Genomic DNA, 11,919 nt, shown 5'->3' on the forward strand with positions numbered 1-11,919 from the left:
GCCTAGCAAAAATCTGTAGCTAACTATCCTAAATAAGGTAAGGTTCATCACCTTACCCTAACCCCCAAAATATAAATTCTTATATATTAACAAAAAAACTCCCCGATCAAAGTGACCGGGGAGTTCCAACTACATTTACTGCTGCGCAAAGCCCGCAGCCGCCAAAAACCGTCCAAAAGCCGCTTGTCCGGCTTCATCACGCTTGAACACGCCTGCGTCCAGCAGCACGTCCATGAACTTGCTGCCGACTTCGGCCTGCAGCACCGCATTCGCCCCGTCCTGCGGCAGCGCAGCGCCGTGCTTCGCGAGCATCGCTTCGATCCATTCCGCATGCTTATGCAGCGGATGGCTAGCCTCTTCGCGGATCTCGCGGCCGAATGCGGCTTCGCCGGTGAGGAGCTTGGCGATATCCGCCAATTCCTCCTGCAGGCGGCCTGGCAGCACCGCCAGCCCCATAACCTCAATCAAGCCGATGTTCTCCTTCTTGATGTGGTGCAAGTGCTGGTGCGGATGGAAAATCCCATCCGGATGCTCTTCACTGGTGCGGTTGTTGCGCAGCACCAGATCAAGCTCGTACTCGCCCCGTGCATTGTTGCGGGCGATCGGGGTGATCGTGTTATGCGGGACCCGCTGTCCGTCCTTCTCGCTGAAGGCGAGGACGTCCGCTTCCGCATCACTGTAGGCGCGCCAGTCTTCGAGCAGCTTGCTCGCAAGATTAAAAATCTGCTGCTTGTTGTGCCCGCTCAAGCGAAGCACTGACATAGGCCACTTGACGATAGCGGCCTTCACACCGGCAAACTCAGTATGTGAAAATGCCTTCTCACTTGGTGCTTTTTCCATCGGGAATTTATGGCGCCCGCCTTGGAAATGATCGTGGTTCAGAATAGAACCACCTACGATCGGCAGATCCGCGTTCGATCCGATGAAATAATGAGGGAACTGATCGATGAAGTCCAGCAAACGGTAGAACGTGTGCGCCGTTGTTTTCATCGGGATGTGTTTCTCATGGAAGATGATGCTGTGCTCGTTGTAATACACGTACGGTGAATACTGGAAGTACCACTTCTCACCATCCAATTCCAGCGGAATAACACGCAGATTTTGCCTCGCCGGGTGATTCACACGACCTGCGTAGCCTAAGTTGTCTGCGCATAACAGACATAAGGGATAACTGCTTTGCGGCAGTGTTTTGAGCAGGGCAATTTCCTTCGGATCTTTCTCCGGTTTGGAAAGGTTGATCGTGATTTCGAGATCGCCATACGTCGTTTCGGACAACCAGTAGGCATTTTTCTGAATGCGATCCATCCGAATATAGTTGGAATCGATGGATTGCTTGTAGAAGTAATCCGTCGCCGCCTCAACGCTCGTTGTTTTGGCAGTGTTCCAGAATTGATGCACGACCTCGGAAGGACGGGGCATGAGCAGCCCCATAATCCGTGCGTCCAGCAAATCACGGTACGTTGTCGTGTTCTCTTCCAAGAGGCCTGCCTCGAAAGCTGCATCGAGCAGCTCTTCCAGCAGTGCAACCGGACTGCTTAATTTCTCTATCGGAATTTCCCCTTGATAAGGTTCAGCAAGACCGAATAAATCAAGTAAAGCATTGCGAGAAGTATATACATCAAGTTGCTCAATCAGCCCATTTTGCATAGCGAACTGAAGGAGCCTTTCTATGGTCAACGCTGCATGCTGCGATGCTTTAACTTTCCGTTCCATGTGCCACGTTCCTTTCTACAAAACAAGCCTCTGTTCAGCTCCGTTCTGCACTGTTCTGCCTTACTCTACTCTTCGTACCCGTTCGGATGATTCTGGTGCCAGTTCCACGCGCTCTCGATAATGGATTCCAAGGAATCACGTGTTGGTTTCCAACCAAGCTCAGCTCTTGCACGCTCCGAGGAGGCAATTAGCGTTGCTGGATCACCGGCTCTACGCGGTTCGATGACGGCAGGAATCGCATGACCGGTTACTTTACGGGCGATTTCGATGACTTCTTTGACCGAGAAACCCGTACCATTGCCTAGGTTGTAAATATTGCTTTCTGCTCCGCCGCGCAGCTTCTCAACCGCAAGAACATGGGCGCTTGCCAAATCGCTAACATGAATGTAGTCGCGTACACACGAACCATCTTCTGTTGCATAGTCTTCTCCGAAAATGGAAATATGCGGCCTTTGACCAAGAGCTACTTGAAGAATGATAGGAATCAGATGCGTCTCTGGGCTATGATCCTCCCCGATTTTGCCACCGGCATGAGCCCCAGCTGCATTAAAATAGCGAAGTGATACATATTTGATGCCATGAGCAATGTCGAACCATTTCATCATTTTTTCCATAGCAAGCTTCGTTTCGCCATACGTATTTGTCGGCAGGGTGCGATCGCTTTCTAGAATAGGAATATTTTCAGGCTCACCATACGTGGCAGCCGTAGAGGAGAAGACAATTTTCTTCACGCCGTATTGCGTCATTTTCTCAAGTAAGCAAAGCGTTCCGTACACGTTATTGTGATAATATTTCGCAGGATTGGTCATGCTCTCGCCAACTAACGAATTCGCTGCAAAATGGATGATAGCATCTATACTGTTCTCAGTGAAAACCGTATCCAGAAACTCACCGTCTCGCAAATCACCTACATACAGCTTGCCCCCAAGCACAGCGTTTCTGTGCCCTTGTTGCAAATTATCAACGATAACGACTTCTTCCCCTTTGGCAACCAGCTCCGCTACCGCATGAGATCCGATATAGCCAGCTCCACCCGTTACTAGAATAGCCATTTTACAAAGCCTCCCCGAGTTGCTCGACACCATTGCCGATATCACAAACGTAGAAGCTTGGTGTCAGGCCTGTTTTTTCCGTATATTCTTTACCCACTTGATCGATAAACGTCTGTACACTGTCCTCATGAACTAAAGAAACCGTGCATCCGCCGAAACCTGCGCCTGTCATACGTGCCCCAAGTACACCCGGAACCTTCAGTGCTGCCGCAACCATTGTATCCAACTCTACCCCTGTTACTTCATAAAGATCACGAAGCGAGTCATGGGACCCGATCATCAGCTTACCGAAAGATTCAAGGTCGTTCGCTTCCAGCACCTCAATGGATTTGAGAACACGGTCAATTTCTTCAATAACATGCTGCGCTCGTTGGCGGATGGTTTCGTCTGGAATTAGATGTTTGAATTCGTTAAATTGCGCAAGGTTCAGTTGACCAAGCAAAGTGATCGAAGGAAACTGCTTTTGCAAATAGGTCACAGCCTGCTCACATTGGCTTCTTCTCTCATTGTAAGCGGAGTCTATCAGACCTCTGCGTTTGTTCGTATTCCCAATAACCAGCTTGTAGCTGCCGCTTTGAAAAGGCACATGGCGATACTCAAGCGTGTCGCACATGAGCAGAATGGCATGATCTTTTTTGCCATTGGCTACCGCGAATTGATCCATGATACCACTGTTGACGCCAACGAATTGGTTCTCTGTTTTTTGAGCGAGCAGTGCGATTTTCACGGTATCAATCGGATACTTTTCAAGTGTTAATAAGCCAAAAGCTGTAACGACTTCAATGGAAGCCGAGGACGAAAGTCCGGCACCATTCGGGATTTCACCGTGGAACAAAAGGTCATAGCCCCGCGTAACAGGGAAACCTTCTTTCGCCAAGTGAACGAAGATCCCTTTCGGATAATTGATCCAGTCGTCCTCTTCTTGATAGGACAAGTCATCTATGGAAATTTGTTTGCGAAGCACCAGGTTTGTCGATGCAAATCCAATTACACGATCTTGTCTTGGACGAATGATCAAAGTCGTTCCGAACGTTAACGCTGCCGGGAAAACATAACCGCCATTGTAATCCGTATGCTCACCGATCAAATTGACCCGACCTGGAGCATGAAAAGCTGAAATTGCCGTTGTAGAATTCCCGTAAATTTCAATAAACGTGTTTTTTAGAGCTTGCAAGTCTGCCATTCTGGCACCGCCTTTAGTGGTTTTAGAAGTGATTTTGCTCGTCATCTGAGGATGATGGAGTCGTTTATGCTTGGTATCTTTGTAACTTCAGTATACGAGAAGAACGCGTGATTGGCTATGGAGGCATGTTATTTCCACATGGAAAAATGTGATCTCAAGCTCACTACTTTTTATTAGATTTATGATAAAGTGATGGTATATGAAGATGCTTCGATCGGAGATGATGAGTAGGTATGCCAAAGTCAGAGAGCTATTACGTTGTTTCGAATCCACTGCCCTCCCAGGAGAGTGACTTAACCGTGCTGTTTGCGGGTGAGAGCCAGACCAAGCCTGAGCATCGGCTAGGCCCCAAGGTATACGACTACTATCTGATCCATTATGTGATATCGGGTAAAGGGGTATTCTCTTCTCAAGGTGAAGAGTATGAGCTTGGCGCCGGAGACAGCTTCGTCATCGAGCCTGAACAGCTCATTAGCTACGTCTCCGATGAGACAGATCCGTGGCATTATTGCTGGATCGCTTTTACAGGTACGCAGGCCGCGGCGTTGGTTGCATCAACAGGAGTGAATCCTTTGCAGCCCATTATTAATACCAAGCGCAACCGCCACATCCCCGTCCTTTTTCGCCATATTCAGCAAGCTCTAAGATCCAAACAAGCGAACGCACAGCTGAAATCCATCGGATACCTACATTTGTTACTCGGTGAATACTGTGAAATATTATCAGCATCCACATTAGCCAGCGCGGTCACAGAAGCCGAGAGTGATCGCATCGTGCAGCAAGCGATTCACTACCTGTCCACCCAATACGCCGAGCCTATTACCATTGAGCTGATGGCGGAGAGTTTGGGCTACAACCGCGCATATTTATCGCGCATGTTCAAGCGTCATACTAAAGTAACACCCGTCACGTTTCTTCTGAAACTGCGTGTGGATAAAGCTCGTCTGCTGCTTCGAGAACGGCTGGAACTCACCATCGAACAGATTGCATCATCCGTCGGTTTCTACGATCCGCTGTACTTCTCTAAGCAATTCCGACGTTGGTACGGCGTCTCGCCAAGCGAGTACCGGAATCAAATCAAATCGCTTTGATTTTAAGGTCGCAGTGTCTCAAGGCACCGATTCGCCACCTCCACAAGCATCGGATAAAATCCTTCACGCAGTTCCTGAAGCATGTTCATAAGGGGGTACTGATCATATCTGTACTCCCCACTCCCAAACCTAAATGTTCCCACATCGATCGTAAAAGTATACCTCCGAATGGCTCTTTTTTTCGCATTCGCTAATGAGAGAGCAACATTTCGAATGTCACCCTGTGATAAAACTAAACATGAAAACATTTAGGAGATGAGGATATGAGCATGCTGAAAGGTAAAATCGCTTTAGTAACGGGTGCAAGTCGGGGGATTGGACGAGGGATTGCACTGCGTCTCGCACAGGATGGCGCCATAGTCGCCGTACATTACGGAAAGAATCATAACGCCGCGGAGGGAGTGGTTCGTGAGATTCTGCATAAAGGCGGCTCCGCCTTTACATTAGGTGCGGACTTGAATGCCGTAAACGGCGTTCGTGATTTATATGTGGACTTGGACGAAGCCCTCGAGAAGCACACTGGCGGTAATCAGTTTGATATTCTTGTTAATAACGCCGGAATCGGGCAAGGTGGAACCATCGAGGAGACGACGGAACAATCTTTTGACGAAGTCATGGGCATCCATGTCAAAGCACCGCTATTTCTTATCCAACACGCTTTGCCACGTCTGAGAGACGAGGGCCGTATCATCAATATTTCTTCGGCTGTCACACGTTTGGCTTTCCCTAATCTTCTGGGCTACAGCATTTCGAAAGGTGCGCTCAACACACTCACCTTCGTCTTAGCTCAGCATCTTGGGAATCGCAGCATTACGGTGAACGCCATCTTGCCCGGTATCATCGATACCGATATGAATGCTGCAACACTGCAGGATCCAAATGGGCAGAAATTTGCTACCGGTCTCTCCCCTTTTAACAGATGGGGGCAGCCGGAAGATGTGGCCGATATCGCCGCCTTTCTTGCTTCTTCGGACAGCCGCTGGATTACAGGGCAATTGATTGATGCAAGCGGCGGATCTCATCTGTAAAATAAATAAACAAAGCACCTCACCGATAGTCGGATGAGGTGCTTTGCTCCGTATTTTATTTCAACTTGAAGCGGTTGATTTGATCCTGTAGATCGACCGCCAACACGCTAAGCGATTCGGAGGAGGAGCTGATCTCTTCCATCGATTGCAGCTGACCACTTGCCGACTTGGCAATGGCCTGCAGCTCATCCATAGCCTGCCTCACGATACTGACTGTCTCCTGAGAAGAGGCAGCCACCTCTTCGGTTCCCGCTGATATTTCCTCTGATGCGGCCGATACTTCTTGGATTTGGTCGTTTACATGCCCAATCGAGGCCAGAATCGATTGGAATACTTGCCCAGCCGTTTGAACGAGAGCTGAGCCTTTTTCAACCTCTGACAGTCCGCCCTGCATCGAGCTTGATGCTTCTTTCGTAGCGTTGATCGTTTCACCGATAATGGAGGTAATGTTCACGGTCGCACTGCTTGTTTGCTCCGCCAACTTCTTAACCTCGCTAGCGACGACGGCGAAGCCTCTGCCATGTTCGCCAGCCCTTGCCGCTTCAATGGAAGCGTTCAAGGCAAGCAGGTTAGTTTGTGAGGCAATTTCGGAAATAAAGCTAACAATCTGGCGAATTTGTTCGGATTTCTCCTCTAAGCCGTGCACGAGTTCGGCCGTATGTTCTACAGCATGACTGACCTGTCGCATTTGGGTAATTGCTTGTTGAATCTCCCCGTTTCCACGTCCTACTTCTTGAGTGCTGTTTCCGAGACATTCGTGGATGATTCGGCAATTTTTTGCACGCCCGATGACATTTCACCCATCGCGGTCGAAATTTGTTCGGATGCCTGGTAGTTCGCTTCGGAACCCCGCACAACCTGCCCCACCGCTACAGTAATATGTTCAGAAGCCTTCGTCGATTCACTCGCAATTGCAGTGAGCTGCTCGGAAGATGCTGCGGTGTGCGAAACTGCTTCTGATATTTTGCAAATCATCTCGGAAAAAGAATCAAGCATCGCATTGATGTTCTTGCGCATCGAGGCGATCTCATCATCACCATGGTTGTTTAATCGGCCGGATAAATCACCTTGCCCTACTCGCTGCATGAGGGATGAAATCGTCGTGATTGGGCGAATCATCATCCGTGAGACGATCATAGCTAGTACAATGACAAGCAGCGCAGAAACAGCTAGCATGATGGCTGCATTTTTCTTTAGGAGATTTACTTTCTGGAATACTTCCGATTGCTCACCGGTCAAAATAAGCTTCCAACCCGTGGCTTCAATGGTTTGATGAGCAGCTGACTTCAGTGTGCCATCTGGCTCTTTGTATAGGATATACCCGCTTTTATCCTTGAATACCGTATTTTTGTAAAGAGCCATCTTCTCTGCCGTGGATGATTTCTCCAGTTTTTCACCAATCTTCTGCGGGTGCACGAGATATGTACCGTTTGGTGAGAGTAGGTAGCCATAACCCGTTTCGCCGAATTTGATGCGATTGATGATGGATAGCATTTGTTCAGGAAAGAGGAAAGATTGCACGATGCCGCGGAAATCGCCATTGCCGTCCACAAGCGGAACATCGATGATGATAATGTTTTTACCGCTGCTTTCCTCCTTGATGATTTCGGATACCGATACTTTCTTATCAACGATAGCTTTCTTAAAATTATCAAATTTGCTTGCGTCCAACTTATCGCCAGCTGTGTCAACGGACATGCCCAGCGGGTCAATATAGGCAAAACGATACACTTCCGGATCGCTCTCCGCCATAACTTTCAGCACGGGTAAGATCGTGTTTGCTTTAGCATTCATAAACTCTGGATGGGCTTTAACAACGGATTGAATAGAAGCAATTTTGCCATTCAGCCAGGCATTGATCTCGCTTGTACTAAGCTCCGCAATATGCATTTGCTGATCTTTGGTATCAGACTCAACAACAGAAGAAGCAGCAGCGTCATTTTCACCTTCAGCGACTTGGCTCCTAACAAGGTTCGTAAAAAAGACATTTGTGGCATTCTTCCTTCCGCGGTCATATGTAATAGATTATGAAAAATATCGAGTGGACTGGAAATTCGCCACGCTTCGACATTTTTCCTTTATTTTCCGACACAAATTGACTGGTGATTGTTTACAATGATCAGACAAAAAAACATGCACCGCCGCGGGAATATTCCCTAGCTATGCATGTTTTATTTCTATCGTTTACCTGGATCGTAAGGTTCACCAAGAGCTGATGGTGCTTTAGCCCGACCTACTGCGCCTGCCAGTACTAAGATGGTCAGTACATAAGGCAGCATGTAGAGGAATTCCTGCGGAATATTTTTCGAGAATTCGAACAAACGCATGAAGTTGTTGAGCGCCTGCGCCATTCCGAAGAAGACTGCTGCGCCCAGTGCGCCTACTGGATGCCATTTACCGAAAATCATTGCGGCCATCGCAATAAACCCTTGACCTGAGATCGTGTTATGTGAGAAGGCACTTGTTGTCGTAAGCGTAATGGTCGCCCCGCCAAGTCCCCCTAACAGACCGCTAATCAACACGGCGATGTAACGAATACGCTTCACTTTAATCCCTACGGTATCCGCGGCACTCGGGTGCTCCCCAACGGAACGAAGACGTAAACCGAATGGTGTCTTGAACAGCACATAGTAAGTAACCGCGACGAGAATTAAAGCAATGTACGTTGTTGGATAGGCATTGAAGAGAGCATATCCGATATACGGTATTTTGGACAAAATCGGAATTTCCCATTTGGAAAACACATCATTTAACGTTTCTGTTTGACCAGCACCATTGAACAGCACTTTGACTAAATATAACGTTACGCCTGCTGCCAAGAAGTTAATCACAACACCGCTGATGACTTGATTGGCTTTGAACGAAATCGTTGCTACCGCATGAATCAGAGCGAAAATGAGCGCAAATACCATGGCAGTCAATAAACCGATCCACGGGGACCAGATACCCATATTCGCCTCTTCTGCATAATAAGCACCAACAGCCGAGGCGAATGCCCCGGAAACCATGAGGCCCTCAATCCCGATATTGACTACTCCGGAGCGCTCCGAGTAAATCCCACCCAAAGCTCCAAAGATGAGCGCCGTCGAATAGACGAGCGTCGTGTTGATAAGTTCACTAAATTTCGTGAAAAACGCGTTAAGCATGGTGAGCAGGTCCATGTTACGTAGCCCTCTCTTTCTTGCGTTTACTATAGAACGGGATGAGCACCCATTTAACGATACCTTGGGTTGCAACGAAGAAGATGACCGAACCGATGACAATACGGATAATCTCCGGCGGCACATCAGCACCGAAACTCATGCCTGCTGAACCGTAAGACAATCCGCCAAACAGTGCGGCCCCGAGCACAATCCCTATTGGATTGTTAGCACCCAGCAAGGATACCGCGATCCCATCAAACCCGTAACCTGGGAAGCCTGCTGAAACAACTTGATAGTGGAATACACCAAGAACTTCAAACACGCCCGCAAGACCGGCAAAAACGCCTGAGATAAACATCGCTTTAATAATGTTCTTCTTCACATTCATACCGGCATATTTCGCGGCATCGATGTTATGGCCAACTGCACGCAGCTCATAGCCTTGTTTGGTTTTCCATAAGATGACATAGAATACAATCGCTGCGAGTATCGCAATCAGTGTACCCCAATGCATCCTCGCGTTATCTAGCATTGTCGATAGCCATGTGATACTCAGAGATGCCGACTCTTGGATCATGTAGGAGCGCTGCTGCTTCGGCTCTAGAAGAAATTGATTAATGATATAATTCGACAGGAACAAAGCGATCCAGTTCAACATAATCGTTGTAATGACTTCATTAACTCCACGCTTTGCTTTCAAATAGCCCGCAATAGCTCCCCATAGTCCACCAATAAGTGCACCGACGATAACAGCTAACGGAGCATGAATAATCCATGGAAGACCTGTCACTTTGACACCGATAAATGTGGCTCCCGTCATACCCATAACGAATTGCCCTTCGGCACCGATATTAAACAAGCCTGTACGAAAAGCGAATGCGACGGATAATCCTGTCAAAATAAGAGGGGTAATCGCCCGAATGGATTCACCTATATCATACGAATTACCGAAAATGCGAGAAAATAGCGCCCCATAGGCGGCAATTGGGTTATATCCGCCTGCCAGCATCACGAGTGCTCCGAATAACAGCCCAAGTATAATCGCAACGATCGGATTCACCGCTGATTCACTTGTAAAAATGCGAGCAACCTTATTCATGAGCAGCTCCTTTCTCTGTGCGCTTACTGCCAGCCATAAGCAAACCAATCTCTTGATCGTTCGTCTCCTGCGGCAGCACTTCTCCCACAATCTGTCCTTCATAGATGACGGCAATGCGATCCGACACATTCATAATTTCATCCAACTCAAAAGAAATCAACAAAACTGCTTTGCCTTTGTTCCGCTGCTCGATCAATTGACGATGCACGAACTCGATTGCACCGACATCCAATCCTCGCGTCGGTTGCGCGGCAATGAGAAGATTGGGATTTTTGAATATTTCCCTGGCAATAATCGCCTTTTGCTGATTACCACCCGACAACGATCGCGCTTTATTGTAGATACTTGGAGTTCTAACGTCGAACTGCTTGATCAACGCTTCCGCATGGCGGTCGATAGCTTCATAATTCAAGAAACCAGCTTTGTTATACGCAGGATGAAAATACGTTTCCAGCACCATGTTCTCGCTCATTGTAAAATCGAGCACGAGTCCGTGCTTGTGCCGGTCCTCAGGAATATGGGACAATCCAGCCTCGGAGATTTCTCTCGGCGTATGGTTGGTAATATCGCTTCCCATCAGCAGCACACGACCGCTATCAATGGAACGCAGCCCAGTTAATGCCTCGATTAACTCACTCTGTCCGTTGCCATCGACACCGGCGATACCCAGAATCTCTCCGGCTTTCACCTCAAAGTTAAGCCCCTTTAGAGCAGGCAAACCCTGCTGGTTACGCGCGACTAGTTCTTGCACCTGGAGAACGGGTTCTCCGAGCTTCACATCCTGCTTGTTCACTTTGAAGGAGACGTCGCGCCCAACCATCTTCTCTGCCAGAATCTGCGGATTCGTCTTCGAAATTTCCAACGAATCAATCACTTTGCCCCGACGAATGATTGTCACGGTATCGGCAATCTCCATAATTTCTTTCAGCTTATGTGTAATGAGAATGATGGATTTGCCCTCTTTGACAAGATTGCGCATAATGACCATCAATTCACTAATCTCTTGCGGCGTTAGTACAGCTGTAGGTTCATCAAAAATAAGAATATCGGCGCCGCGATACAGCGTTTTCAATATTTCCACACGCTGCTGCATGCCGACAGAGATATCTTCAATTCTCGCTTTTGGATCCACACGCAAACCATATTGCTCCGATAACTTGCGTACTTTGTCTTGCGCTGTTTTGTAATCGATTTTCGACCCTTTTTTGGGCTCCATGCCCAAAATGATGTTTTCTGTCACGGTAAATGGCTGAACCAGCTTGAAATGTTGATGCACCATACCAATGCCAAGCTCGATAGCACGATTCGGGCTATCAATAAATACTTCCTTGCCTTGCACTTTAATATTACCTTCATCCGGTTGATAAAGACCGAATACAATGTTCATTAGTGTTGATTTACCCGCACCATTTTCGCCAAGCAAGGCGTGAATTTCACCCTTCATCAGCTTTAAGCTAATGGCATCATTCGCCACTATTCCTGGAAACCGCTTCGTAATGTTGCTAAGTTCAACAACAGGGACTACTTCACTCATCAGATCACCCTAAGGATCAATTTTTTTAATTACCTCTAAAACTAAAGAACAAGGCTAGTTATTATAACCAGCCTTG

At 47.8% G+C, this 11,919-nt stretch carries 11 protein-coding genes; 2 read left to right on the forward strand and 9 right to left on the reverse strand.

All coding sequences use genetic code 11. The features are described 5' to 3' along the window. Positions 1–135: 135 nt before the first annotated feature. The 3 genes from QFZ81_RS32875 to QFZ81_RS32885 form a co-directional block, all read right to left on the reverse strand. Positions 136–1,713 (reverse strand): UDP-glucose--hexose-1-phosphate uridylyltransferase, encoded by a 1,578-nt coding sequence (locus QFZ81_RS32875; RefSeq protein WP_307606015.1) that lies wholly within the window; start codon positions 1,711–1,713, stop codon positions 136–138. Positions 1,714–1,778: 65 nt separating this feature from the next. Further along, the gene (gene galE / locus QFZ81_RS32880) at positions 1,779–2,765 is read right to left on the reverse strand and encodes a UDP-glucose 4-epimerase GalE (RefSeq protein WP_060648625.1); all 987 of its coding nucleotides are present in this window, start codon (positions 2,763–2,765) and stop codon (positions 1,779–1,781) included. A gap of 1 nt (position 2,766) precedes the next feature. Next, positions 2,767–3,948 (reverse strand): galactokinase, encoded by a 1,182-nt coding sequence (locus tag QFZ81_RS32885; protein WP_307437556.1) that lies wholly within the window; start codon positions 3,946–3,948, stop codon positions 2,767–2,769. Positions 3,949–4,181: 233 nt separating this feature from the next. Here QFZ81_RS32885 and QFZ81_RS32890 point away from each other — a divergent pair, with 233 nt between their 5' ends. Then, positions 4,182–5,039, forward strand: a complete 858-nt coding sequence (locus tag QFZ81_RS32890) for an AraC family transcriptional regulator (protein WP_307606019.1) — start codon at positions 4,182–4,184, stop codon at positions 5,037–5,039. A gap of 2 nt (positions 5,040–5,041) precedes the next feature. On the opposite strand, the gene QFZ81_RS37555 is transcribed toward QFZ81_RS32890, so the two are convergent. Continuing rightward, entirely contained in the window at positions 5,042–5,287 is a 246-nt protein-coding gene (locus QFZ81_RS37555) for a 2OG-Fe(II) oxygenase (protein ID WP_373463742.1), read from the reverse strand. A 15-nt stretch (positions 5,288–5,302) separates the two neighbouring features. Here QFZ81_RS37555 and QFZ81_RS32895 point away from each other — a divergent pair, with 15 nt between their 5' ends. Further along, positions 5,303–6,067, forward strand: coding sequence for an SDR family oxidoreductase (locus QFZ81_RS32895; protein ID WP_307437551.1), 765 nt, complete (start codon positions 5,303–5,305; stop codon positions 6,065–6,067). Between the two features lie 55 nt (positions 6,068–6,122). On the opposite strand, the gene QFZ81_RS32900 is transcribed toward QFZ81_RS32895, so the two are convergent. The 5 genes from QFZ81_RS32900 to QFZ81_RS32920 all read right to left on the reverse strand — a co-directional run bounded on the left by QFZ81_RS32900 (position 6,123) and on the right by QFZ81_RS32920 (position 11,843). Further along, positions 6,123–6,755, reverse strand: a complete 633-nt coding sequence (locus QFZ81_RS32900; RefSeq protein ID WP_307606021.1) for a methyl-accepting chemotaxis protein — start codon at positions 6,753–6,755, stop codon at positions 6,123–6,125. Positions 6,756–6,793: 38 nt separating this feature from the next. After that, on the reverse strand, positions 6,794–7,957 hold the full coding sequence (locus tag QFZ81_RS32905) for a methyl-accepting chemotaxis protein (protein WP_307606023.1): 1,164 nt from the start codon (positions 7,955–7,957) through the stop codon (positions 6,794–6,796). A gap of 287 nt (positions 7,958–8,244) precedes the next feature. Next, positions 8,245–9,228, reverse strand: a complete 984-nt coding sequence (locus tag QFZ81_RS32910; protein WP_171649599.1) for an ABC transporter permease — start codon at positions 9,226–9,228, stop codon at positions 8,245–8,247. Between the two features lies 1 nt (position 9,229). After that, the gene (locus tag QFZ81_RS32915) at positions 9,230–10,309 is read right to left on the reverse strand and encodes an ABC transporter permease (protein WP_307437540.1); all 1,080 of its coding nucleotides are present in this window, start codon (positions 10,307–10,309) and stop codon (positions 9,230–9,232) included. Then, the gene (locus QFZ81_RS32920; RefSeq protein WP_307606025.1) at positions 10,302–11,843 is read right to left on the reverse strand and encodes an ABC transporter ATP-binding protein; all 1,542 of its coding nucleotides are present in this window, start codon (positions 11,841–11,843) and stop codon (positions 10,302–10,304) included. Before QFZ81_RS32920 ends, QFZ81_RS32915 begins: the two co-directional genes overlap by 8 nt. Between the last annotated feature and the right edge of the window lie 76 nt (positions 11,844–11,919).

Origin of the sequence: Paenibacillus sp. V4I9 (genome assembly GCF_030817295.1) — a bacterium.
GTDB lineage: Bacteria > Bacillota > Bacilli > Paenibacillales > NBRC-103111 > Paenibacillus_E.